Origin of the sequence: Pseudomonas abietaniphila, assembly GCF_900100795.1 — a bacterium.
GTDB lineage: Bacteria > Pseudomonadota > Gammaproteobacteria > Pseudomonadales > Pseudomonadaceae > Aquipseudomonas > Aquipseudomonas abietaniphila.
Genome location: NZ_FNCO01000013.1, coordinates 97,190 through 122,558, shown reverse-complemented (window position 1 = coordinate 122,558; position 25,369 = coordinate 97,190). Strand labels below are relative to the sequence as shown.

Here is a 25,369-nt window from a genome sequence, read left to right as displayed (position 1 = left end):
TTGGTGCCAACGCCCTTAAATGCCTGCCGCCGAGCCATCACCATGAATGTTGATATTGATGAATCCAGGGTCAATGACGCTGTGAACGGGAGCTTCTTTTCCCGGGTCTGGAAACTGGTCACGCCGTACTGGCGCAGTGAAGAAAAAGGCATGGCCTGGGTTCTGCTCATCGCCGTGATTGCACTGTCGCTGTTCAGCGTATTCATTTCGGTACTGGTCAACAGTTGGTACCGGGATTTCTACAACGCCCTGCAGAATAAAGACCTGGGCGCGTTCACTCACCTGATCCTGTACTTCTGCGGTATCGCCACCATCGCCATTCTGGGCGCGGTGTACCGGCTGTACCTCACGCAGATGCTGACCATTCGCTGGCGTCGCTGGCTCACCGAAAAGCATTTCACCAAGTGGCTTGCGCACAAGAACTACTACCGGCTGGAGCAGGGCGGCTACACCGATAACCCTGACCAACGCTTGTCCGAAGACCTCAACAACTTCACCTCCGACACGTTGAGCCTGAGCCTCGGTTTGCTGCGCACGGTCGTCAGCCTGGTGTCGTTCTCGGTGATTCTGTGGGGCGTGTCCGGCAGCATTGAGCTGTTCGGGATCACCATTCCAGGCTATATGTTTTGGGCCGCGCTGCTTTACGCGGCGGTCGGTAGCTGGCTTACCCATCTGATCGGTAAACGCCTGATCGTGCTGAGCAACCAGCAACAGCGCTATGAAGCGGACATGCGTTTTGCGCTGGTGCGGGTGCGTGAGAACGCGGAAAGCATTGCCTTGTCCGAGGGCGAGGCGAACGAAAACCAGCGCCTGAGTGCACGTTTTGGCATGGTCTGGAGTAACTTCTGGACCATCATGAAGGTGCAAAAGCGCCTGACGTTCTTCACTGCGGGCTACTCGCAGATCGCGATCGTGTTTGCCTTCGTGGTGGCCGCGCCTCGCTACTTTGCGGGCAAGATCGAGCTGGGCGGGCTGATGCAGATCAACTCGGCATTTGGGAATGTGCAGGAGAACTTCAGCTGGTTCATCGACGCGTACACCCAGTTGGCGTCGTGGCGCGCCACCTGTGATCGTCTGCTGAGTTTCCGTCAGGCCATGGACGAAAACGAAGCGCGCGTCCCAGCCATCAATGTCACCCACGAAAGCAATGCGCTTCACCTGCAAGGTCTGGGGCTGTCGCTGGTGGGCGGGCGTCAATTGCTGAACAACGCCAATGTCGACATCGCGGCGGGCGACAAAGTCATGCTCAGCGGTCGTTCCGGCAGCGGCAAAAGCACGTTGCTGCGGGCGATGGGCGGCTTGTGGAACGAGGGGCACGGCGCGGTTCGGCTGCCGGCCAAGCGTGCGTTCTTCTTGCCGCAGAAACCCTACCTGCCCATTGGCACGCTGCGCGAAGCACTCAGTTATCCACAGGCGCCTGAGGTGTATCCGCAGGAGCGGTTCGCTCAAGTCCTGGAAACCTGCCGCCTGAGTCACCTGGTGCCGCGCCTGGACGAAAGCAATCACTGGCAACGCATGCTCTCGCCCGGCGAGCAGCAGCGGGTGGCCTTCGCCCGAGCGTTGCTGTATGCGCCGGACTGGCTCTACCTCGATGAAGCCACCTCAGCCATGGACGAAGAAGATGAAGCGGCGCTGTATCAGGCCCTGCTTGACGAGCTGCCAGGCGTGACCCTGCTCAGCATCGGCCACCGCAGCAGCCTCAAGCGCTTCCATCGTCGCCATCTGCGTATAGAAGGCGGCCAGCTTCAGGAACAGCCTCATCCGGAAGCGGTGGTGTAATCGCATCCATTTGATGCCAGCGGCGCCAAAGTGCCGCAAAAACCTACATACTCGCCGGGTTTGTGATGTGATCGTACAACCCGGTGAGCTATTATTAGCGCCTCAGCGTATTTAGAGATGCATGTTGGATATGGAAAATCAGAGTGCTCCGCCTCGCGCACGCAGAAAGCACCGCAGCCTCGCGCAGGAACTCGTCACCGAACTCTCCGAGCGTATTCGCAGCGGAACGCTGAAGCGCGGCGATAAATTGCCCACCGAATCCGCGATCATGGAAGAGCAGGGCGTCAGCCGCACCGTCGTGCGCGAAGCCATTTCACGCCTTCAGGCTTCCGGTCTGGTTGAAACCCGTCACGGCATCGGCACCTTCGTGCTGGACACCCCGAGCCCGAGCGGCTTCCGCATCGATCCCGCGACGATCGTCACCCTGCGTGACGTGCTGGCGATTCTGGAGTTGCGCATCAGCCTTGAGGTCGAGTCTGCCGGCCTGGCTGCTCAGCGCAGGTCCGCTGAGCAACTGGCCGACATGCGTGCGGCGCTCGATGCACTGAATGAAAGCGCCGCCCATGCCAGCGATGCGGTCGGCGCGGACTTCCAGTTCCACATGGCAATTGCGCTGTCCACCGGCAACCGCTATTTCACCGACATCATGAATCACCTGGGCACCAGCATCATTCCCCGCACCCGGTTGAATTCCGCTCGATTGGCGCACGATGATCATCAGCATTACATGAGCCGTCTGAGCCGCGAGCACGAAGAAATCTACGACGCCATCGCCCGTCAGGATTCCGATGCTGCACGCGCCGCCATGCGCCTGCACCTGACCAACAGCCGCGAACGCCTGCGTCATGCCCATGAAGAGGCAGAGTCGCAGCGGGCTTGAGGTCGTATGACCTGATCTTTCGCGTTCGCGTGCTCTTAGGCTGTCTGTGGGAGCGCGCTTGCCCGCGATCTGCCGCGTAGCGGTAGCAGACCCGGCACGCCCGATCTATCTGAAACGCCGCGTCGCCTGATTCCACTGCCGCTGCGCAGCAGATCGCGGGCAAGCGCGCTCCTACAGTCTGGACCTGTCGTCACATCCTGGCGTTCTCAGAATCACCACTCATCCCTCGCCCAAGAAATAATTCCACACCCCTATTGAGTGATCTCATTGCTAGTTGTACGATGACTTACGACATCAGCGCAGGTCTGGTGATCCATTCATACAATTAGCTTCCCAGGGTGTTCGAATAATGAATCCACAAGAACTGAAGTCCATCCTTTCCCACGGTCTGCTGTCCTTCCCGGTTACCGACTTCAATGCCCAGGGCGATTTCCACCGCGCGGGTTACATCAAACGTCTGGAGTGGCTGGCCCCGTACGGCGCCTCTGCACTGTTCGCCGCAGGCGGTACAGGTGAGTTCTTCTCCCTGACCAACGACGAATACTCCGAAATCATCAAGACTGCCGTCGACACCTGCGAGAAGTCGGTGCCTATCCTGGCGGGCGTGGGTGGTCCTACCCGTCAAGCCATCGCGATGGCTCAAGAAGCCGAGCGTCTGGGTGCCAAAGGCCTGCTGCTGCTGCCTCACTACCTGACTGAAGCCAGCCAGGACGGCGTTGCCCGTCACGTTGAAGAAGTGTGCAAGTCGGTCAAGATCGGCGTTGTCGTCTACAACCGTAACGTCTGCCGCCTGACGCCTGCGCTGCTGGAGCAACTGGCTGAGCGTTGCCCGAACCTGATCGGCTACAAAGACGGCCTGGGCGACATCGAGCTGATGGTTTCCATCCGCCGCCGCATGGGCGACCGTTTCTCCTACCTGGGTGGTCTGCCGACCGCTGAAGTCTACGCCGCTGCCTACAAGGCGCTGGGCGTGCCGGTCTACTCCTCGGCCGTGTTCAACTTCGTACCGAAGCTGGCGATGGACTTCTACCACGCGATCGCCAAAGACGACCACGCCACGGTCGGCAAGCTGATCGATGACTTCTTCCTGCCTTACCTGGACATCCGTAACCGTAAATCCGGCTACGCGGTGAGCATCGTCAAAGCGGGCGCGAAAATCGCCGGTTACGACGCAGGTCCGGTCCGCGCTCCGCTGACCGACCTGACCAAGGAAGAGTTCGAAATGCTCGCTGCACTGATGGACAAGCAGGGCCAGCAATAACAGCTGACCTGTCGCAAAACCGCTGAGCGATCAGCGGTTTTTTGCCGTCGGGGCGTTGTTTCTCGAAGGCCGCTGCGACCCGGTATTTTCCGTTTCGAGCAATTCGCGCTGGCAAGGTTGCCCGCGTGTGAGTGTCCCCCAGGCATCAAAGGCTACACCGCAGGACCCGCTTCAATCGCATCTGGATTTAGGGGCAGAGGCGAGCAGCACACACACACACATAAAAGATCGTTTAACCCGCGCAAAAAAATAATTAGTGGGAGTTTTCGAACATGCAAAAAACCAAGCCGACACACGTCCGCTATTTGATCCTGCTCATGCTGTTTCTGGTGACCACGATCAACTACGCCGACCGTGCAACCATCGCCATCGCTGGCTCCAGTCTGCAAAAAAGCCTCGGCATTGACGCCGTCACCCTCGGTTATATCTTCTCCGCCTTCGGCTGGGCCTACGTGGCCGGTCAGATCCCAGGCGGCTGGCTGCTCGATCGCTTCGGTTCGAAGAAGATCTACGCACTGAGCATCTTTACCTGGTCGCTGTTCACCGTGCTGCAAGGCTATGTCGGTGAGTTCGGTCTTTCCACCGCGATCGTTGCGCTGTTCATGCTGCGCTTCCTCGTCGGTCTGGCTGAAGCGCCTTCCTTCCCTGGCAACGCGCGCATTGTGGCGGCCTGGTTTCCGACGTCCGAGCGCGGCACGGCCTCGGCGATCTTCAACTCGGCGCAATACTTCGCCACCGTTCTGTTCGCCCCGATCATGGGGTGGATCGTCTACACCTTCGGCTGGCAGCATGTGTTCGTGGTGATGGGCGGCATCGGCATCGTGTTCTCGCTGATCTGGCTGAAAGTCATCCACAGCCCGCGCAACCACCCAAGCATCAACAAGGCAGAGCTCGACCACATCGCCAACAACGGCGGCATGGTCGATATGGACAATGACAAGGGCAAAGGCAAGAGCGGCGGCCCGAAGTGGGACTACGTGAAGCAGCTGCTGACCAACCGCATGATGCTGGGCATCTACCTGGCGCAGTACTGCATCAACGGCATCACCTACTTCTTCCTGACCTGGTTCCCGGTGTACCTGGTGCAGGAACGCGGCATGACGATCCTGAAAGCCGGTTTCATCGCGTCGCTGCCAGCGATCTGCGGCTTCATCGGTGGCGTCCTGGGCGGCATCATTTCCGACTACCTGCTGCGTCGCGGCAAGTCGCTGACGTTCGCCCGCAAGGCGCCTATCATCGGCGGTCTGTTGCTGTCGACGTCCATCGTCACCTGTAACTATGTCGACATCGAATGGGTTGTCGTGGGCTTCATGGCGCTGGCCTTCTTCGGCAAGGGCGTGGGCGCACTGGGCTGGGCGGTCATGTCCGACGCTTCGCCAAAACAAATCGCCGGTTTGAGCGGCGGTCTGTTCAACATGTTCGGTAACATCGCGTCGATCACCACCCCGATCGTCATCGGTTACATCATCAGCTCCACCGGCTCGTTCAAATGGGCTCTGGTGTTCGTCGGTGCAAACGCACTGGTGGCCGTGATCAGCTACGTGTTTATCGTGGGCGAGATCAAACGTGTGGAATTGAAAGACACCCCAACGCAGGGTGATTTGCCGGCCAGCGAAGCCGGCAAGCTTTCTGAAGCGAAAATCTGAGGAAAACCGTGATGAACTTGATCCAACATGCCGACTCGCCGCGTTACATCCGCTTGCATGAGCGCGATAACGTTGTCGTCGTGGTCAATGACCAGGGCGTACCGGCGGGGACAGAATTCGACAATGGTCTGGTGACCATCGATAACGTGCCGCAGAGCCACAAGGTCAATACAGTGGACATCCCCGAAGGCGGGGCGGTGATTCGTTACGGGCAGACCATTGGTTATGCCCTGCAAGCGATTCCCCGTGGCAGTTGGGTCAAGGAAGATCAATTGCGCATGCCAAGCGCGCCGCCGCTGGACAGCTTGCCGCTGTCGACGGAGGTGCCGGGCAAGGGCGAGCCGCTGGATGGCTTTACCTTCGAGGGTTACCGCAACGCCGACGGCACTGTCGGCACGCGCAACATCCTGGGCATCACCACCACGGTTCAATGCGTCACCGGCGTGCTGGATTTTGCGGTCAAGCGCATCCGTGAGGAGTTGCTGCCCAAATACCCGAACGTCGACGACGTCGTTGCCATCACTCACACCTACGGCTGCGGCGTGGCGATCACGGCCAAGGACGCTTACATCCCGATCCGTACCGTGCGTAACCTGGCGCGCAACCCGAACCTGGGGGGCGAGGCACTGGTCATCGGTCTGGGCTGCGAAAAACTGCAGGCCGATCAGGTGATGCACCAGAACGACCCTTCGGTCGATCTGAGCGATGAATGGATGTACCGCCTGCAGGATTCCAAACACGGCTTCAACGAAATGATCGAACAGATCATGGAGCTGGCCGAAGTGCGCCTGAAGAAGCTCGATCAGCGTCGCCGCGAAACCGTGCCGGCGTCCGAGCTGATCCTGGGCATGCAGTGCGGCGGCAGCGATGCGTTTTCCGGCATCACCGCCAACCCGGCGCTGGGTTACGCCTCCGACTTGCTGCTGCGCGCAGGCGCCACGGTGATGTTCTCGGAAGTGACCGAAGTCCGTGATGCGATCTACTTGCTGACCTCCCGTGCCGAAACCACTGAAGTTGCGCAAGAGCTGGTGCGTGAGATGGACTGGTACGACCGTTACCTGGCCAAAGGCGAAGCGGACCGCAGCGCCAACACCACGCCGGGCAACAAGAAGGGCGGGTTGTCGAACATTGTCGAGAAGTCCCTCGGGTCGATCGTCAAATCCGGCAACAGCGCGATCAACGGGGTGCTTGGCCCTGGTGAGCGCGTCACCCGCAAAGGCCTGATCTTCTGCGCGACACCGGCCAGTGATTTTGTCTGTGGCACGCTGCAGCTGGCGGCCGGTATGAACCTGCACGTGTTCACCACCGGTCGCGGCACGCCGTACGGTCTGGCGATGTCACCGGTGGTGAAGGTCTCGACCCGTACCGAGCTGGCCCAGCGCTGGCCGGACCTGATCGACATCGATGCCGGGCGTATCGCAACCGGTCGCGCCAGCATCGAAGACCTGGGCTGGGAGCTGTTCCATTTCTATCTCGATGTCGCCAGCGGCAAGAAGAAGACCTGGACCGAGCACTACCGTTTGCACAACGACATCACCTTGTTCAACCCGGCGCCGATTACCTAAAGGCAAATCGATGACAACTGTGGGAGCGAATTCATTCGCGATGCGGTGGTACATCCGATGGACATCTGTCGGAGTCACCGAGCAATCGCGAATGAATTCGCTCCCACAGGGTCAGGTATTCGGCAATGCTTCGCGTCATGTTTGATCCTTCACACGTCCCACGGGCACGTGGGAATGACGCCGTCCTCGCCTCAATGCCGTCCATGCTCCTTATGGTGCGGATGTTCCCCGCAGAACCTTGCCAGTGTCAGCACGCTTCGGGTGATGGGCATCGGGATGTTCACCTTTGCCGCCAATTCCAGCACCGCGTCGCCAATCGCCGCCAGCTCCAGCGGCAACCCTTTGTCGAAGTCCTGCAGCATGGATGTCCGCACCGGCCCCATGCTGGCGCCGAACTGCATGAACGTGGTCGGCTCCATGCTTAGCTTGGCGTCGTAAGCGCTGGCAACCTGCATCGCCTCATTGAACGTCACCAACGCCAGCTCGCGCATGTCCGGCAGGCCGTATATCTGCTCCAGTGTTGCGCCCGTCACCACGGACACGGGGTTCGAGGTCAGGTTGGCGATGATTTTTGTCCACAGCTGATCGCGAATACGGTCGGTGCCCTGAGCCTCGATGCCAGCGCTTTCGATCAACGCACGCAGGTTTTCGAGACGCGGCGTCAGTTGGTTGTCCAGTTCGCCAAAGATAATGCGATACGGGTTGTGGGTCTTCACCACCGCGGGCGCTGAGCTTTGCGCCGTGATGAACACCACGCAGCCGATGACCTTGTGCAGGTCCAGCGTGTCAGTGATGCGCCCGTCCGGGTCGACCGTCTCGACCCGGTCGCCGTCAAAACGCCCCCCTTCGCCGTGGAAATACCACCAGGGCACGCCGTTGATCACCGGCACCACGACCGTATTGGGGCCTATCAGCGGACCAATGTTCGGTAGCAGACTACTCAGTGAAGGCGCTTTGGTGCAGAGGAACAGCAGGTCCTGTTCGCCCAGGTGCTCAGCGTTGTCGCTGGCAGTGACCTGAACGTGATGGCGACCCTTGAGATCCTGCAGGTGTATGCCATTGCGCTGAAGCGCGGCCAGCGTACGACCGCGAGCAAACACATTGACCGCACGCCCCGTCAGCGCGAGGCGGGCCGCCAGGGTGCAGCCGATGGCGCCAGCACCCGCGATGCAGATGCGCAGGGGAGAAGAACTCATGATGACTCCCGATGAGCGTAAGAAGGTTGAGGCCGTCGTCAGCAATATGACCTGAACCCGCCTGATCGCCAATGACTGCGACCTCTGTGGGAGCGAATTCATTCGCGATGCGTCAGTGCATCCAACACGGCTTTGTCGCTCGAGCCATTTTTCTTGAATGAATGCGCCACAGAGGACTGTCACGTTGGCGTCCGCTGGTCACCTGCGATCTACCGCTCTGAACTTCACTGCGCCCGCACCTATCCTTATTGCATACGTTCTCAGAACCCGTCTGCCTCGGCGGCTTTGGCTGCAAGACAAGGAGATGTTCATGCGTGCATTGACGTACCACGGCGCCCATGATGTGCGTGTCGAGACCGTTGCAGACCCGATCATTCAAGAAACCGACGATGTGCTGTTGAAGGTCACCGCGACGGCCATCTGCGGTTCTGATCTGCACCTGTATCGCGGCAAGATACCCGCCACGGAGCAGGGCGATATCTTTGGCCATGAGTTCATGGGAATCGTTGAGGAAGTCGGGCCTCAGGTCACGGCCGTCAAACCGGGCGATCGGGTGGTCATTCCGTTCGTTATCGCCTGCGGCAGCTGTTTTTTCTGTCAGATCGATGCCTTTGCAGCCTGTGAAACCACCAACACCGGCCGGGGGGCGATCCTCAACAAAAAATCCATTCCGCCGGGGGCCGCACTCTTTGGCTACAGCCATTTGTACGGCGGTGTGCCCGGCGGCCAGGCCGAGTATGTGCGGGTGCCGAAAGGCAACGTCGGCCCGTTCAAAGTGCCCGGCACGCTGGCGGATGAGAAGGTGCTGTTCCTGTCCGACATCCTCCCGACGGCCTGGCAAGCCGTGCTCAATGCCGGGGTCGGGAAGGGCTCCAGCGTCGCCATTTATGGGGCGGGTCCGGTGGGATTATTGAGCGCCGCCTGCGCGAAAATGCTGGGTGCCGAGAAGATCTTCATGGTCGATCATCATGCTTATCGTCTGGCGTATGCGCAGTTCACCTATGGCGTGATCCCGATCAACTTCGATGACGACGACGACCCGGCCGACACCATCATCCGTCAGACCGCCGGCATGCGTGGCGTGGACGCTGTGATCGATGCCGTGGGGTTCGAAGCCAAGGGCAGTACCACGGAAACCATCCTCGCCACGCTCAAGCTCGAAGGCAGCAGCGGCAAGGCGTTGCGACAGTGCATCGCCGCCGTGCGTCGCGGCGGGACGGTGAGCGTGCCGGGCGTGTATTCGGGGTTCATTCATGGCTTCATGTTTGGCGATGCCTTCGACAAGGGCCTGACCTTCAAGATGGGTCAGACCCACGTGCATCGTTACCTGCCGCAGTTGCTGACGATGATCGAGGAAGGCGCGCTGGCGCCCGATGCGATCATCACCCATCGCCTGTCACTGGAAGAAGCCGCGGACGGGTATGCCATCTTCGACAAGAAAGAAGAAGACTGCCGCAAGATCATCCTCACGCCGGGGTTCGACAGCCGGGTGGATGCGTCGGCGAATGACGCGGATCTATCGAGTTAGTGCCGCAAGCCCAGAGCAAGCGCGCTCCTACGCCCTTCGGGCAGAATCAAAGCCTCCAGAAGAGGCTGTACATGTAGCGTGAGGAAGACAGTTGCTACAGCCAGCAAACATCCGCGACGGTATTACGAATACGCCGCTGAATGATGCGGGTAATCCACAAGCCGCGAGCCGATGACCATTTCGCTGATCCAGTCGGTCAGCAGCGTCGTGTACGCATGCTGGCTGGTGTCGGTGGTCAAGCCGTGATCGGCCCCGTCCAGCAGGCGATAGGTCAGCGAATGCGCCAGGTCGAAGGCGGTGCGATAGCTCATTAACGTGGCATGAGGCACGTAGTCGTCCTGCTCGGATTCCACCAGCAGCACGTCGCCCTTGAAGTCTTTGCAAGCGGCCAGCGCGCGGTTGTCCGACGCTGTCACTGCGGAGCGCCGGTAATGCGCTAGCTTGTCGCGGTCCAGCGCCTGTTTCGGCATGTCCCAATCAGCGTCCCAGTACAGGGCCGGAACCCGCAGCGCGAGCCAGCGCACCGGGCGCATGCCGCTGAGAATGGTCGCCAGGTAACCGCCGTAACTGCTGCCGATCACCGCAATTGCGTTGTTATCCACCGCCGGATGGCTGGCGAGCCGGTCGTACGCCGCCAGCAAGTCTTCCATGCTGTGTTCGCGTGAGACCGACGCGCGCATTTCATGGGTGCGCTCGTGGCCCCGAAGGTCGAACGTCAGGCACACGCAACCCAGACCGGTGATGTTCTTCGCTCGCGCCAGATCGCGCTGCTGGCTGCCGCCCCAACCGTGAACGAAGAGGATGCCGGGCATTTTCGCGCCCGGTGTGAGGATGGTGCCGGAGATGTAATCGTCGCTTACGGTGATGTCGATGGTTTCACTGCGTACGGTCATAAGGCTGGACCTGTGTGAATTTACTGATAAGGCCGACCTCGGGGTCGTCGCCTTCGTAGAGAACATGGGCATCGGCGGGCAAGGTGGTGGGCCCGTAGATTTCGTGGCTGGAGGCGCAGATCCGTTGCAATTGAGGATCGGCAGCGAACGCCACCAGCGCCTCGACTTCGGCAGGGCTGGCACCGCCGATGCGCCATGACTGCTCGAGCACGCCAGAGCACACCTGCCCACGGGCATTGGTGCCGTGGGCGATGTCGTAATTGCGGCGCGACGCGAGGAAGTCAGGGAAGCACGCCAGCGCGGCCTTCTCGTAACGCATGGCCTGGGTGACGGACCGACGCACGTCGTCTTCAAGATCGAGGGTGAGCAGCTCGTCGTAGTCGCCGCGCACCAGCCACAGTTGTGAGCCGCCGTAGACCGTCTCGCCGTTGTTGTCCTGGGTCAGGCTCTGGGTGCCGTGGTAGCTCACCATGATGCCCGCGACCTGGACCTGCCCGACGCTGTAGGTGATGACGTCGCTCAGGTCCTCCTCCAGTACCAGCCCCCATTCTTCGACCTCGGCCATGTCCTGTTCGGCGATGGCCTTGTCCAGCTCCGCGTCCGTGGTGACGACCACCTGACCGCGACCTGCCGTCGCCAGCACGGGTTTGATGCGCACGGGCCCGTTTTCGAGCAACTGCCGTCCCGCACGCCTGGCATCGGCTTCGTTGAAGACGCTGAAGCCTGAGAGTACGGCGTCAGCGGCGTCCTCGAAGAAACGGACCGACCAACCCTCGGGTTTGGCCGTCGCATCGTCGAGCATCGGGTGAGAGATCGCTTTGGTGGCCATGAACGGGTAATCGATCAGGCCGCCAAAGAAGTCGTCGACGCTGTGAATGCCCAGTGCGTCGCCTGCTTTTTTGCCAATCAGCGTGTCGGACGGGATGTAGTAGAGCGCAGGATCTTTGTGCTGCGCCGGGTCGTAAGCCCCGACGAATGTGGCGCCGAGCAGTTTGGCGATGCGTTCGCCGAGCGCTTGCTGGACAACGGTTTCATGAGTGGCCAGTTTTTTGTGAGTCGCCAGTAGAACGACTTGAGACTTTGCAGCACTGCGTGATCCGCTCATGGGCGAACTCCCTGTCGAGACCGAGGTATTTCGCAATACACCTGTTGGGTCTGACACATCTTTCGCGAATGAATTCGCTCCCACAGTTCAGAAGCCGCGCCGCTCGGCTGTCGGTGGCGCCTGCACTCTACTGTGGGAGCGAAAGCTGGCCCGCTGTTTCCCTCGCGTCATCCGCGTCACATTTCGGGAACGGCTGGGTGTGATCCGCCTCCTCCTGATCGCCCATCGCTTTATATTTCTTGCGCAGTTGTCGCAGTTCCTTCTGGTCCAGATTGTCCAGGCTCAACACCGCGTTTTGCGCATCCTTGGTGACCCGCAACAACTCATCGATCTTGATGTGAAGCTCGTCGGTGTCGCGGTTCTGGGTGTTCTGGATCAGGAAGACCATCAGAAAGGTAATGATGGTGGTCGAGGTATTGATGATCAGCTGCCAGGTGTCGTTGTAATGGAACAACGGCCCGGTCGCGGCCCACATGCAAATCATCAGCACGGCAACGAGAAAGGTCCGGGGGCTGCCCGTCCATTTCGACAACGCCTGTGCGAACTTGGAGAATTTCATTGCCGGTGTCCTTAGCGAATCGAGGAGATAACCAAGGGACCGCGGCGGAGCGTTGAAATTTCTTCTTACAAAATGAAATCAGGCGGGCGGCGTGTCAGGTCCAGCCGAACAGCTCATTACTCAGTCAGTTTCATGATCGTGTCGTAGTCGGGAAAGCCCCAGTCGGTGAGGGGGGTTAACTGGGATAGAAAGGCGAGGTGCTCGATGATTTTCACTTTCTGCAAATGCTTCAATTCAACGGGGCCTCCGAGCGCGATGGCGGGGACGAAGCCATACATTTCGTCGTATCTGAGGCGACCGAGTTTTTTTACCGCTTCTTCGAAGAGGTTGTCGAAGTCGTTGGATTCACGCCTTGTAAAGGCGAAGAAAGCCTTGATTTCTTCATCAAAGTCTTTTGCCAACGCAGTTTTTTTATCTTCATGATATCGAGCGTAAACAAGAGCGATTTTCAGTACGGTACCCGTAGTTTGTTGCCATAGGTACAAGTCGCCGAACGCTCCCCTTGCGATGACATGGTATTGATCTGCGGAAGATATCCCAGATTGCTTCAGCCATTCATGAACAACGTCCTCGTAGTCAGCAGGGTTAACGGTCCAGAAAACACCTTCGCCGTAGCCGCTCCAGCCATATTTCGCCCACTGCTCCAAGAGCTGTCCTGGCAGCTTGTTTTTATACTGATCCATGACTGATGAAGGAATCTTATGCGGTTCGATAGCGGGTCCCATTTTGCTTAAAAAATATTCAAAATATTCGTCCATTCGAACCTCTATTTGCAGCGTGTCAATTTGGTGTTGATTTTGGTGTCTGCTCTTTGGCTTACGTTGATTTTTTTCGCCGCCTCGTCAAGTCCGTCGATCCGTCTGCGCCATTGAGCTCCAATACTTGAGTTGACATTCCGATCTCCAAAATCCGAGATTTTGTCTTTTCCTCCAGCAACTAAATCTGGGTTGTGCAGCGCCGCGAGCATGCTCATCTTTTTTTGGGTGATCTTTATTGCAGCTTGCTCAGCCTCCCATAGGGGCATCCCTTTACTACTCAGTTCGGCACTCGTTGTCTTGATCAAAAAATCAGAAAGATCCAGTCGCGCTTTCGTAGCAACCTTTGGATCCCTTATCACATCCCCCGTCTTGAATGCCGCCCGCCCCCTCAAATACTCATCTACCGTCAAATCATTCAAACCACCTTGTTGCCCGTCCAACTGCCGATCAAACTCCGGAATCTTCTTCGTTGGTAGGTTACCAGCGTTGAAACACGGCACGTTGTGCTCCGGCATTCCCAAAGGCTTTTTAACGCGCGGCTGTTCTTGTCGCTGCCGTTCTGAGGGAGGCTTCTGAGCATCCGCTGAGTCGATCCGACCATTGCCCACCGGACCACGATGTTGCAAGTCCGAACGCCGTTTCAACGCGTCTTCGTGTTTGAGCATCCACTGAGCAAGCTTCGAGCCCTTGGCGGTCTGTTGCATCTCGCTTGCGAGCGCTTGAGCTTGGCCACGTCCTCGGGTCAGGTAGGCGCCGATGGCGCTGAGCAGCAGCGCAACCATGGCGACGTGGCCGAGGGCGATTTCGCGGGCCGCACGTGCTACGACCATTGGATCGCCGCAGCAATATCGGTCGAGGGGTTGCGGAGAATCCCAGGCGATGTTGATGCCGCGCCAGTAATAACCGGCTATCTCTGGCAATCCGTCGACAAAGAACTCGGCCACCGCCGTGAGTCCCAGTGCAGCGAGGATCGAGCCGCTGGCCTTGAGCCCGATGGCGGAACCCGCGACGGCACCGGGCAGCGCGCCGATACCACCCGCGAGCGCCCCGACCCCGCCACCAATCAAGGCACCGGTAAGGAGACTAGCTACCATGATCATCGCGGCTTGGCTGACGACATCGAGCAGTTCGCTCATGACATCGTCGATGTCGAGATCGGCAAAGCGTTGTCGCATCATCTGCGCGGCAATCGACAGGGCTTGATGGAACGCCATGCGCACCTTATGGGCGCGGTTGACCGGGGAGTGTGCCGCCGGCCCGGACAAATGGGTGTGGTCGTTTGGATGTCGATGAGTTCGGCGCGCGAACGTGTCGGCGATCAGTTTCTCAAGCTCGAACCACGAAGGTACGATGTTGCGGAAGAACACGCCTGCCTCTCTGGCAACGCCTTGGTAAGAAAAGACGCTATTCAAGGCGTGGATGAGCGGGCGTGACAGCGGCGCGGAGATGCCTAAAACGTACTCACCGTCTGCTGTGGGCGTAAGGTTTTTCTTACGGAGAGGGTGGAATGGCCAACTAACGGGCGTGGACGTTCAAACCGTAGTATTACTGCCAGCCAAACACCTCTTTGGCATTCAAGGTGCTGGCGTGGGCCAGGCGTTCGGCAGAAATGTTCATCAGGTCAGACAGTGCGGTGCAAATGTCCGGCAAATGCTCCGGGCTATTGCGTTGGCCGGGATACATCGCGGGCGCCATGTCGGGTGAGTCGGTTTCCAGCACCACACTGTCCAGCGGCAACTCGGCGATGACCCGGTGCATGCGCAGCGCTTGTGGCCAGGTCGCGGCACCGCCCAGGCCCAGTTTGAAACCCAGCTTGATGTACGCCTTCGCCTCTTCACGGCTTCCGGCAAACGCATGAACGATGCCGCCGCGTTTGAGTTTGAAGCGCTTGAGGGTGGCAATCGTGTCGGCGTGGCTGCGACGCACGTGAAGCAGGGCGGGAAGGTTGAAGTCGGCGGCCATCTGCAATTGACTGTCGAACACGGTTTGCTGACGTTCGCGGTCCAGGGACTCGACGTAGTAATCCAGCCCGATTTCTCCCACCGCGGCGAGCTTTGGATGGCCGGCCACGGCGGCCAGGCGGTCGCGCAGGTCCTGCAGATGTTCCGGGAGATGCTCGTCGAGGTAGATCGGGTGCAGCCCCAGCGCGGCGTAGACCTGAGGTTCACTCAACGCCAAATCCCACACGCGTTGCAGATTGCGCTGATAGACACCCAACACGACCACGCGCTCGACGCCCAATTGCTGGCAGTGAGTGAGCACTGCCTGGCGATCGGCATCGAAATCGTCGAAATCCAGGTGCGTGTGGGTGTCGATCAGCCTCACGTTCAGGCCTCGTGAATCCGCTGTTTGAAGGTCCGCACGATGGCGTGGACGCCCGGCTCGTACTGGTCCTGCTCAATGGCAGACAGCGCCAGCGACAAGGCTTTCTCGGCGATCAACTGGTGTTGCTGAGCCATGGCGTTGACCGGCAAGGGCAGGAAGTCCAGCAGTTGAGTGTCGCCGAACGTACCCAGATGGAGTTGATCGGGGTTGAGGCGGCGTTGATGCAGCAGGTCGAACACGCCCTGAAGCAGCACATAGGACGTGGTGATCAGCGCATCCGGAAAATACCCGAGGCGATCCAGCATTTCACCGGCGATCTGCAGGCCACAGTCGCGACTGAAGGATTCGCCGTGCTCAACGATCACCGAGCCCTTGAAGCCATCCAGCGCATCTTCGAAACCGCTGGCGCGGGCTTTACTGACGCTAAGCTCAGGGCGGGCGCCAATCAGTGCGATGTGTTTCGGTCGGGTTTCCAGCAGGCTGCGGGTCAATTGCTGGCTGGCGTCGTGGTCGTCGCTGACCACCGAGCAGAAATGCGCCGGGTCCATCTCGCGGTCGATGGCGATCACGGGAATCCCTTGCTGTTGCAGCGCGCGATAACTGTCATCGCTGGCGGGCAGGCAACTGGCGACGAACAGCGCGTCGCAACGTCGGGCGCGGAATAACTGCAACAATTGCAGCTCGCTGATGGGATCGTCGTCGGAACTGGCGATCAGCAACTGGTAGCCTCGTGCCCGGGCACCTTGTTCCAGTTGCTTGGCAATTCTGGCGTAGCTGGGGTTTTCCAGATCGGGAAGGATGAAACCCAACGTGCGGGTGTGACGGCTGCGTAAGCCGGCGGCCTGTGGATTGGGCCGGAAATCATGGGCTTCGACCACGGCACGGACGCGCTCCACCGTTGCATTGCTGATGCGCTGCTGTTCGGCCTTGCCGTTGATCACGTAGCTGGCGGTGGTCACTGAAACACCGGCCAGACGCGCAATATCACTGAGTTTCAAGCCGAACTTCCTTTTGTTATGGGCAGGTCATTGAGGTGGATCGATGCGCGGAGGATTTTCACCGATTCGCGGTCATCATTACAGCAGACCATTGGCATGAATGAAGCTCCGAGGTTTTTAGGACCCTTCCTACAGCAATCGACCAGATGAGCTTCAATCCGCAGAGATTATCGAGTAACGTGCCCGCCCATCTAGATTAAACGATTCAGCAAGCCTGTTTATTGCTGTAATCGAGCAAAAACGCTGGTCGAAGTCTGGCGTTCGTTGCGGTAATCGACCGTAGATAAGCGGTCTTACAACAAAAATCAGGCGCAACCGTGCGCTGCACAGGAGAAAGGCATGCTCGAGCTGACTGTTGAGCAAATTTCCATGGACCAGGTGGCGGCCGACAAACCCGCCGCATTGCAGTTGCTCGCTGACTTGCTGGTGGCCGATGGCTTGGTAGCGCCGGGTTACTTGCAAGGTTTGCAGGCGCGCGAACAGCAGGGCTCGACCTTCCTGGGGCAGGGCATTGCGATCCCTCACGGCACGCCGCAGACCCGCGAGCAAGTGTTCGCCACCGGCGTGCGTCTGATGCAATTCCCGCAGGGTGTGGATTGGGGCGATGGCCAGATGGTCTACCTGGCCATTGGTATCGCCGCCAAGTCCGACGAGCACCTGCGTTTGCTGCAACTGCTGACACGCGCTTTGGGTGAAACCGACCTCGGCGAAGCCTTGCGTCAGGCGAAGAATCCCGAGGCGCTGCTCAAGCTGCTGCAAGGGGCGCCGCAAGCGCTTGCGCTGGACGCGCAGATGATCAGCCTGGGCGCCTCGGTGGATGATTTTGAAGAACTGGTCTGGCGAGGCGCGCGCCTGTTGCGTCGCGCGGACTGTGTGAACAACGGCTTTGCCGCTGTGCTGCAACAGGTCGAGCCGCTGCCGCTGGGCGAGGGCCTCTGGTGGCTGCACAGCGAACAGATGGTCAACAGACCCGGCCTGGCGTTCGTCACCCCGGACAAACCGATGCGTCATCTGGGCCAGCCCCTGACCGGCTTGTTCTGCCTGGCCAGCCTGGGTGAATCCCATCAAGCGTTGCTGGAGCGGCTCTGTGCGCTGTTGATCGAAGGGCGAGGCCATGAATTGGGCCAGGCGACCAGCAGCCGTGCCGTGCTTCAGGCGCTGGGCGGTGATGTGCCGCCGGACTGGCCGAGCGAGCGTGTGGCGCTGGCCAATGCTCACGGCTTGCACGCACGGCCGGCCAAGATCCTCGCGCAGTTGGCGAAGGGCTTCGAGGGCGATGTGCGGGTGCGCATTGTCGATTCCACCGAGAACCCGGTGTCGGCCAAAAGCCTGAGCAAACTGCTGAGCCTGGGCGTGCGCCGTGGACAAGTGCTTGAGTTCATCGCAGAACCCGCCGTGGCCGCTGATGCGTTGCCCGCACTGATCGCCGCCGTGCTCGAAGGCCTGGGTGAAGAGATCGAGCCGCTGCCCACCGAAACTGCGCCGACGCCTGTCGCCGCCGTGCTGGAAAAATCCCTGACGGCACCGGCTGCCGGTTCACAGATACAAGCGGTGCCCGCCGCGCCGGGGATCGCCTCCGGCCCTGCCCATGTGCACGTGTTGCCCATGTTCGATTACCCATTGCGTGGCGAGTCTCACACCGCCGAGCACGAACGCCTTCACGCGGCATTGGCGCAAGTGCGGGAAGACATCGAGGGGCTGATCCAGCGCAGTACGGCCAAGGCCATTCGCGAGATTTTCGTCACCCATCAGGAAATGCTTGCCGACCCCGAACTGGTTGACGACGTGGCGTTGCGTTTGAAGCAAGGCGAGAGCGCGGCCGCCGCGTGGATGAACGTGATTGAAGCCGCCGCCTTGCAACAGGAACAGCTCAAGGACGCGCTGCTGGCCGAACGCGCCGCCGACCTTCGCGATGTGGGCCGCCGCGTGTTGGCGCAGATCTGCGGTGTCGACAACCTGATCGAGCCAGAAGAGCCTTACATTCTGGTGATGGACGAAGTCGGTCCGTCCGATGTGGCACGTCTGGACCCGGCCCGCGTCGCTGGCATTCTTACTGCACGCGGCGGGGCGACGGCGCATAGCGCCATCGTTGCCCGAGCGCTGGGCATTCCTGCGCTGGTCGGTGCAGGCGATGGCGTGTTGCTCATCAAGCCGGGCACGCTGCTGCTGATCGATGGCCAGCGCGGCCGTCTCGACGTGGCGCCGGATGACCTGACGCTGCAACGCGCGCTGCTGGACCGCGACACCCGCGAGCAACGACTGAAAGCCGCTGCAGCCTTGCGCATGGAACCGGCCATCACCAAGGATGGCCATCCGGTCGAAGTGTTCGCCAACATTGGTGACAGCGCCGGTACACCCGCGGCGGTGGAGCAGGGCGCCGAGGGCATTGGTCTGTTGCGCACCGAGTTGCTCTTCATGGCGCACAGTGCCGCGCCCGATGAAGCGACGCAAGAAGCCGAATACCGCCGCGTGCTCGACGACCTCCAGGGGCGTCCGCTGGTGGTTCGCACCCTGGACGTCGGTGGTGACAAACCGCTGCCGTACTGGCCGATCGACAAGGAAGAAAACCCTTTTCTCGGCGTGCGCGGCATTCGTCTGACCCTGCAACGTCCCGACGTGATGGAAAGCCAGTTGCGCGCTTTGCTGCGCGCGGCCGACAACCGTCCGCTGCGCATCATGTTCCCGATGGTCGGCACCGTCGAAGAATGGCGACAGGCGCGGGACATGACCGAGCGGCTGCGTCTGGAGATTCCGGTGGCCGACCTGCAACTGGGGATCATGATCGAAGTGCCGTCGGCCGCCCTGCTGGCGCCGGTGCTGGCCAAGGAAGTGGACTTCTTCAGTGTCGGCACCAACGACCTGACGCAATACACGCTGGCCATCGACCGTGGCCATCCGACGTTGTCCGCTCAGGCCGACGGTTTGCACCCTGCGGTGCTGCAACTGATCGACATCACCGTGCGCGCGGCCCATGCCCATGGCAAATGGGTCGGGGTGTGCGGCGAGCTGGCGGCGGATCCGCTGGCGGTGCCGGTGCTGGTCGGTCTGGGTGTGGATGAATTGAGTGTCGCGGCACGCAGTGTTGGCGAAGTGAAAGCCTGCGTACGTGAATTGAATGTGATCGGTGCCCGACAGCTCGCGCAGGCCGCGCTGGCTGTGGGGAGTGCCGCTGAAGTGCGTGCCCTCGTGGAGGGGCTGTAATGGCGAAAATTCTGACATTGACCATGAACCCGGCGCTCGACCTGACCGTACAGTTGGGGCCGTTGCAGGTCGGGCAGGTCAACCGCAGCGAGTGCATGCTCACTCATGCGGCGGGCAAAGGCATCAACGTGGCGCAGGTCCTCGCCGATCTGGGGCATGAAGTGACCGTGGCGGGGTTTCTCGGGGTCGACAATCAGTTGCCGTTCGAGTCGCTGTTCGCCAAGCGAGGTTTTGTCGACGAGTTCGTGCGGGTGCCCGGCGAGACGCGCAGCAACATCAAACTGGCCGAAAGCAGCGGCCGAATCACCGACCTCAACGGCCCGGGGCCTGAGGTCAGTGTGGCGGCGCAGCAAGCGCTGGCCGCACGTGTCGAACAGATCGCGGGTGGTTTCGATGCCGTGGTGGTGGCGGGCAGCCTGCCGCGCGGCGTCGATGCACAGTGGCTGAAAACCTTGCTTCTGCGCCTGAATGCGATGGGTCTGAAAGTCGCGCTGGACACCAGTGGCGAAGCGTTGCGGGCCGGTCTTGAAGCGTCGCCCTGGATGATCAAGCCCAACACTGAGGAGCTGGCTGACGCGCTGGACGCGCCGATCATCTCGATCGCGGCCCAAGCCCAGGCGGCAGCGGCGTTGCACCAATGCGGTATCGAGCACGTGGTGATTTCTCAAGGCGCCGAGGGCGTGCACTGGTTCAGTTCCACGGTGGCCTTGCAGGCGTTGCCGCCGACTGTCACGGTCGCGAGCACCGTGGGTGCAGGCGATTCGTTGCTGGCGGGCATGGTTCACGGTGTGCTCAGTGGCCACTCGCCCGAAGAAACATTGCGCACGGCAACGGCGATTGCGGCGATGGCAGTCACCCAGATCGGTTTCGGTATTAACGACACCGCGCAACTCAAACGGCTGGCAAGCGGCGTCAGCGTACGCGCACTGACTGCATAACGCCGAATCGAACAAGAAGAGAGGAAACGGGATGAAGTTAGCCATTGTTACGGCCTGTCCGAACGGAAAAATCAGCAGTGTGCTCAGTGCCCGTCTGCTCGACGCGGCTGCGCAGCGTCAGGGCTGGAGCACGTGCGTTGAAGTGCACGACCCGCGTCATCCGGAAAAACAATTGTCGGCCGCTGACATCGAAGCGGCGGACTGGGTGCTGGTGGTCAACACCGGTCCGCTGGATTTGCAGCGTTTCTCGGGCAAGCGTTTGTATCAAGCGACGCCTTCCCGTGCGTTGCAGGATGTTGACGGCTTTGTACGTTCGGCCAGTGACCTGGCGTCGATCTACAGCGCCAGCGTAAACGCTGAACCTGCGGCGCCTGCTGTCAATGCGGTGCCGCGTCTGGTGGCCGTGACCGCCTGCCCTACGGGTGTGGCGCACACATTTATGGCCGCCGAGGCGATCCAGCAAGCGGCGAAGAAACTGGGCTATGACCTGCAGGTGGAAACCCAGGGTTCGGTCGGCGCGCGTAACCCGCTCAGCGCTCAGGCGATTGCCGACGCGGACGTGGTGTTGCTGGCTGCTGACATCGAGGTGGCCACCGAGCGTTTCGCGGGCAAACGTATCTATCGCTGCGGCACCGGCATTGCGCTGAAGCAGTCCGAGGCGACGTTGAAAAAAGCGCTGGCCGAAGCGCAAGTCGAATCGGCAGCTTCGACATCGAAGGCCTCGACCAAGAAGGAAAAAACCGGCGTCTACAAGCACCTGTTGACCGGTGTGTCGTTCATGCTGCCGATGGTGGTGGCTGGTGGTTTGTTGATCGCGCTGTCGTTCGTGTTCGGCATCACTGCCTTCAAGGAACAAGGCACGCTGGCCGCTGCGCTGATGCAGATCGGCGGTGATGCCGCATTCAAGCTGATGGTGCCGCTGCTGGCGGGTTACATCGCTTACTCCATCGCGGATCGGCCGGGCCTTGCGCCGGGCATGATCGGCGGCCTGCTGGCCAGCACCCTGGGTGCGGGGTTCATTGGCGGCATTATCGCGGGCTTTCTGGCGGGCTACAGTGCGGCGGCGATCAACCGTTATGCCAGGCTGCCGGCCAGTGTCGAGGCGCTCAAGCCGATCTTGATCATTCCGCTGCTGGCGAGCCTGTTCACCGGTCTGGTGATGATCTACGTGGTCGGAAAACCTGTCGCAGGCATGCTCGAAGGCCTGACCCACTTCCTCGACAGCATGGGCACCACCAACGCGATTCTTCTGGGTGTGTTGCTGGGCGCCATGATGTGCGTCGACCTGGGCGGCCCGATCAACAAGGCGTCGTACGCGTTCTCGGTCGGTCTGTTGGCGTCGCAGAGTTATGCGCCGATGGCCGCCGCGATGGCTGCCGGCATGGTGCCGCCGATCGGCATGGGCATCGCCAGCGTCATCGCCCGCAGCAAGTTCGCCCAGAGCGAGCGTGAAGCAGGGAAGGCCGCGTTTGTATTGGGTCTGTGCTTCATCTCCGAAGGCGCGATCCCGTTTGCCGCGAAGGACCCGCTGCGGGTGATTCCGGCCAGCATCGTCGGCGGCGCCCTGACCGGCGCGCTGTCGATGTTCTTCGGCTGCAAACTCATGGCGCCGCACGGCGGCTTGTTCGTATTGCTGATCCCGAACGCGATCAACCATGCCTTGCTGTACCTGCTGGCGATCATCGTGGGCAGCGTGGTGACGGGCGTGTTGTACGCAGTGTTGAAGCGGCCGGAAGCGGTGGAGCTGGACGCGGTGCCCGCGGGCGCTTGATGGTCGTTCAAATCTTCCCCTCCTGAGCGCTATCCGCTGTGGGAGCGGATTCATTCGCGATGGAGCCGTACATACGCCACGTCATCTGTCGGATGTACCACCGCATCGCGAATGAATTCGCTCCCACAGGTTCTGCACTGGCCTTCGGCTTCAGGCCTGTCACATTCCCCCAACAAACCATTGTTAGGTTCCTTGCTTTGGCATTCGCTTGAGGGGCAAACAATGACTCAGTTCGACCTGACACGCCGTCGCATCATTCAAGCCGCTGGCGCCGGCTTGCTTTTGCCGGGTCTGGCGCCCGCCGTCATCGCTTCGGTCAAGGACCGTCCGAAAATGACCGATGGCGTGCAGTCAGGCGACCTGCAGGGGGATCGCGCGATGGTCTGGAGCCGCAGTGATCGCCCCTCGCGCATGGTCGTCGAGTGGGACACCCGCAGCATGTTCACCAACCCGCGCCGCACGGTTTCGTTGCTGGCTGACCAGCGTACTGATTTCACCGCCCGCGTCGAACTGACCGGGCTGCCGACCGACCAGGCCATTTTCTATCGCGTGTTCTTCGAAGACGCCCAGACCGGCGTGGCCAGCGAGCCCTGGTTCGGCCATCTGCGCAGCGTGCCTCAGGCCCGCCGCGACATCCGTTTCGTCTGGAGCGGCGACACCGTCGGCCAAGGCTTCGGCATCAACCCGGACATCGGTGGCATGCGCATCTACGAAGCCATGCGCCTGCGTCTGCCGGACTTCTTCATTCACAGCGGCGACACCATTTACGCCGACGGTCCGGTGCCTGCTGAAGTCGTCACCGAGGGCGGGCGCATCTGGCGCAACATCACCACCGAGGAGAAGAGCAAGGTCGCTGAAACCCTCGATGAATACCGCGGCGCCTACCGCTACAACCTGATGGACGAAAACCTGCGTCGGTTCAACGCCGAAGTCCCGCAGATCTGGCAGTGGGACGACCACGAAGTGAGCAATAACTGGTCGCCGAGCAAGCAGCTGGATGACCGCTACAAGGTGAAGGACATCCAGCTGCTGGCCTCGCGCGGGCGTCAGGCGTTTCTGGAGTACGCGCCGATGCGTCTGCAAAGTGCCGACAACGGCGGACGGGTGTATCGCAAGCTCAGTTACGGTCCGATGCTGGACGTGTTCGTGCTCGACATGCGCAGTTACCGCGATGGCAACGACGCCAACCTCGCCGACAAGCCCGGGCCGACCACGGCATTTCTTGGCCGCGAGCAACTGGACTGGCTCAAGCGCGAACTGCAGGCGTCCGGCGCGCAGTGGAAAGTGATCGCAGCCGACATGCCCATCGGTCTGGGTGTGCCGGATGGCGAAATCAGCCCCGGCGTCATGCGCTGGGAAGCGATCGCCAACACCGACAACGGCGCGCCAAAGGGGCGTGAGCTGGAAGTCGCCGAGCTGCTCGGTTTTCTGCGCCAGCAAAAAATTCGCGACACGGTGTGGCTGACCGCCGACGTGCATTACTGTGCTGCGCATCACTACCACCCGGATCAAGCGGTGTTCCAGGATTTCGACCCGTTCTGGGAGTTCGTCGCCGGGCCCTTGAACGCCGGCAGCTACGGCCCGAACACGCTGGACAAGACCTTCGGCCCCGAGCTGGTGTTTCAGAAAGCCCCGCCTGCGCAGAACACCTCACCGTTTGCCGGCTTCCAGTTTTTCGGCGAGGTGAACATCGACGGGCAAAGCGGCGAGATGACTGTGACCCTGCGCGATCTGGATGGCGTGTCGGTGTTTGAGAAGAAGCTGGCGCCTGCTCAGGTTTGATGAAAAACCGAATGAATAGCACCGCGTAATCCTGTGGGAGCGAATTCATTCGCGATTGGCCCGTGCATGTGCCACATCTGTGTTGCGTGTACCACCGCATCGCGAATGAATTCGCTCCCACGGAGAAGCGGGTCGCCTTCAATGACTGCGGTTGTACGATCACTGCGCAATTCCCGGTAACACTCTCCGGCCCGCTGGCCTATCATTAGGCACCTAACGACGGCTCAGGGTTTGGCGTGCATGCTGGCAATCTTTCTGGAAACCCTGAACATCACGGCGCCGGTGTTCGCCATGCTGTTTCTGGGCATGGTGCTTAAACGCGTTGGCTGGATCAACGACAGCTTCATTCACACCGCGTCCGCGCTGGTGTTCAACTGCACAATGCCGGCGCTGCTGTTCCTCGGCATCATCCACGCGGACCTGCACGCGGCCCTGCAACCGAGCGTGCTGATCTACTTCATCGTCGCGACCCTGGCGGGCTTTGCCCTCGTCTGGGGCTGGGCGATTTATCGCGTGCCGTTCGTGGAGCGCGGGATTTACGTTCAGGGCGCGTTCCGCGGCAACAACGGCGTGATCGGGCTTGCGCTCGCCGCGAGCATGTACGGCGACTACGGCATTTCCTTGGGCGCGATTCTCGCGGCGCTGGTGATCCTGTTCTACAACACGCTTTCCACGGTGGTGCTGGCGGTCTACAGCCCGGTGATCAAGTCGGACCCGTGGAGCATCTGCAAAAGCGTCTTGGCCAACCCGTTGATTATCAGCATCGTCGCGGCGACGCCGTTCGCGTACTTCGGCATCGGCTTGCCGAAATGGCTCGACACCTCCGGCAGCTACCTGGCGCAAATGACATTGCCGCTGGCCCTGATGTGCATCGGCGGCACGCTGTCGTTGAAATCGCTGCGCGAAAGCGGTGGGCTGGCGGTCAGCGCGAGCTTGATGAAGATGGTCTGGCTGCCGCTGATCTGCACGATTGGCGCTTGGCTGCTGGGCTTCCGGCACGCGGAGCTGGGAATTCTGTTCCTGTACTTCGGCGCCCCGACCGCCTCGGCGAGCTTCGTCATGGCGCGCGCGGCGCAAGGCAATCACGAACTGGCGGCCTCGATCATCGTGATAACCACCCTCGCCGCAGCGGTAACCACCAATATCGGGATTTTCATTCTGCAGTGGGGCGGCTGGATTTAGCG

At 60.6% G+C, this 25,369-nt stretch carries 19 protein-coding genes; 11 read left to right on the top strand and 8 right to left on the bottom strand.

Going from position 1 to position 25,369, the window contains the following annotated elements:
* Window positions 1-42: 42 nt before the first annotated feature.
* From BLS87_RS23135 to garD, 5 genes are all read left to right on the top strand, one after another.
* On the top strand, window positions 43-1,779 hold the full coding sequence (locus tag BLS87_RS23135) for an ABC transporter ATP-binding protein/permease (RefSeq protein ID WP_074756037.1): 1,737 nt from the start codon (window positions 43-45) through the stop codon (window positions 1,777-1,779).
* A gap of 130 nt (window positions 1,780-1,909) precedes the next feature.
* Window positions 1,910-2,659 (top strand): FadR/GntR family transcriptional regulator, encoded by a 750-nt coding sequence (locus BLS87_RS23130; protein WP_074756161.1) that lies wholly within the window; start codon window positions 1,910-1,912, stop codon window positions 2,657-2,659.
* Between the two features lie 349 nt (window positions 2,660-3,008).
* Window positions 3,009-3,920, top strand: coding sequence for a 5-dehydro-4-deoxyglucarate dehydratase (gene kdgD, locus BLS87_RS23125; RefSeq protein WP_074756035.1), 912 nt, complete (start codon window positions 3,009-3,011; stop codon window positions 3,918-3,920).
* Between the two features lie 272 nt (window positions 3,921-4,192).
* Window positions 4,193-5,566, top strand: coding sequence for an MFS transporter (locus BLS87_RS23120; protein WP_074756033.1), 1,374 nt, complete (start codon window positions 4,193-4,195; stop codon window positions 5,564-5,566).
* Window positions 5,567-5,577: 11 nt separating this feature from the next.
* Complete coding sequence (gene garD / locus BLS87_RS23115; protein WP_074756031.1) at window positions 5,578-7,131, top strand: galactarate dehydratase; 1,554 nt, start codon at window positions 5,578-5,580, stop codon at window positions 7,129-7,131.
* 191 nt (window positions 7,132-7,322) lie between these two features.
* Here the strand turns inward: garD and BLS87_RS23110 are convergent, their stop codons facing one another.
* A complete protein-coding gene (locus BLS87_RS23110) occupies window positions 7,323-8,327 on the bottom strand; it encodes a ketopantoate reductase family protein (RefSeq protein WP_208605190.1) in 1,005 nt (334 codons plus the stop codon).
* A 310-nt stretch (window positions 8,328-8,637) separates the two neighbouring features.
* Between BLS87_RS23110 and BLS87_RS23105 the strand changes: the two genes are divergently transcribed.
* Complete coding sequence (locus tag BLS87_RS23105; protein WP_074756029.1) at window positions 8,638-9,855, top strand: zinc-dependent alcohol dehydrogenase; 1,218 nt, start codon at window positions 8,638-8,640, stop codon at window positions 9,853-9,855.
* A gap of 122 nt (window positions 9,856-9,977) precedes the next feature.
* Here BLS87_RS23105 and BLS87_RS23100 read toward each other — a convergent pair whose 3' ends face one another.
* From BLS87_RS23100 to cra, 7 genes are all read right to left on the bottom strand, one after another.
* Window positions 9,978-10,748: an alpha/beta hydrolase family protein gene (locus BLS87_RS23100; protein ID WP_074756027.1), complete on the bottom strand. Its 771-nt coding sequence runs from the start codon at window positions 10,746-10,748 to the stop codon at window positions 9,978-9,980.
* Window positions 10,732-11,853 (bottom strand): DUF3182 family protein, encoded by a 1,122-nt coding sequence (locus BLS87_RS23095; protein WP_074756025.1) that lies wholly within the window; start codon window positions 11,851-11,853, stop codon window positions 10,732-10,734. Before BLS87_RS23095 ends, BLS87_RS23100 begins: the two co-directional genes overlap by 17 nt.
* A gap of 127 nt (window positions 11,854-11,980) precedes the next feature.
* Complete coding sequence (locus BLS87_RS23090; protein ID WP_083370742.1) at window positions 11,981-12,412, bottom strand: low affinity iron permease family protein; 432 nt, start codon at window positions 12,410-12,412, stop codon at window positions 11,981-11,983.
* 116 nt (window positions 12,413-12,528) lie between these two features.
* On the bottom strand, window positions 12,529-13,170 hold the full coding sequence (locus BLS87_RS23085) for a GAD-like domain-containing protein (protein WP_074756023.1): 642 nt from the start codon (window positions 13,168-13,170) through the stop codon (window positions 12,529-12,531).
* Between the two features lie 8 nt (window positions 13,171-13,178).
* Window positions 13,179-14,537 carry a DUF6861 domain-containing protein gene (locus tag BLS87_RS23080; RefSeq protein WP_074756021.1) on the bottom strand — a complete coding sequence of 453 codons (1,359 nt, stop codon included), beginning with the start codon at window positions 14,535-14,537 and terminating at the stop codon, window positions 13,179-13,181.
* Window positions 14,538-14,715: 178 nt separating this feature from the next.
* Window positions 14,716-15,501 (bottom strand): TatD family hydrolase, encoded by a 786-nt coding sequence (locus BLS87_RS23075; RefSeq protein ID WP_074756019.1) that lies wholly within the window; start codon window positions 15,499-15,501, stop codon window positions 14,716-14,718.
* The gene (cra, locus tag BLS87_RS23070) at window positions 15,498-16,493 is read right to left on the bottom strand and encodes a catabolite repressor/activator (protein ID WP_074756017.1); all 996 of its coding nucleotides are present in this window, start codon (window positions 16,491-16,493) and stop codon (window positions 15,498-15,500) included. Before cra ends, BLS87_RS23075 begins: the two co-directional genes overlap by 4 nt.
* A 339-nt stretch (window positions 16,494-16,832) precedes the next feature.
* Here cra and ptsP point away from each other — a divergent pair, with 339 nt between their 5' ends.
* The 5 genes from ptsP to BLS87_RS23045 all read left to right on the top strand — a co-directional run bounded on the left by ptsP (window position 16,833) and on the right by BLS87_RS23045 (window position 25,367).
* Window positions 16,833-19,694 carry a phosphoenolpyruvate--protein phosphotransferase gene (gene ptsP / locus BLS87_RS23065; RefSeq protein ID WP_074756015.1) on the top strand — a complete coding sequence of 954 codons (2,862 nt, stop codon included), beginning with the start codon at window positions 16,833-16,835 and terminating at the stop codon, window positions 19,692-19,694.
* Window positions 19,694-20,632 (top strand): 1-phosphofructokinase, encoded by a 939-nt coding sequence (gene pfkB, locus BLS87_RS23060; protein ID WP_074756013.1) that lies wholly within the window; start codon window positions 19,694-19,696, stop codon window positions 20,630-20,632. Before ptsP ends, pfkB begins: the two co-directional genes overlap by 1 nt.
* Window positions 20,633-20,663: 31 nt before the next feature.
* On the top strand, window positions 20,664-22,403 hold the full coding sequence (locus tag BLS87_RS23055; RefSeq protein WP_074756011.1) for a PTS fructose-like transporter subunit IIB: 1,740 nt from the start codon (window positions 20,664-20,666) through the stop codon (window positions 22,401-22,403).
* Window positions 22,404-22,625: 222 nt separating this feature from the next.
* Window positions 22,626-24,185, top strand: coding sequence for an alkaline phosphatase D family protein (locus BLS87_RS23050; protein ID WP_074756009.1), 1,560 nt, complete (start codon window positions 22,626-22,628; stop codon window positions 24,183-24,185).
* A 240-nt stretch (window positions 24,186-24,425) separates the two neighbouring features.
* Window positions 24,426-25,367 carry an AEC family transporter gene (locus BLS87_RS23045; RefSeq protein WP_074756007.1) on the top strand — a complete coding sequence of 314 codons (942 nt, stop codon included), beginning with the start codon at window positions 24,426-24,428 and terminating at the stop codon, window positions 25,365-25,367.
* Window positions 25,368-25,369: the final 2 nt, after the last annotated feature.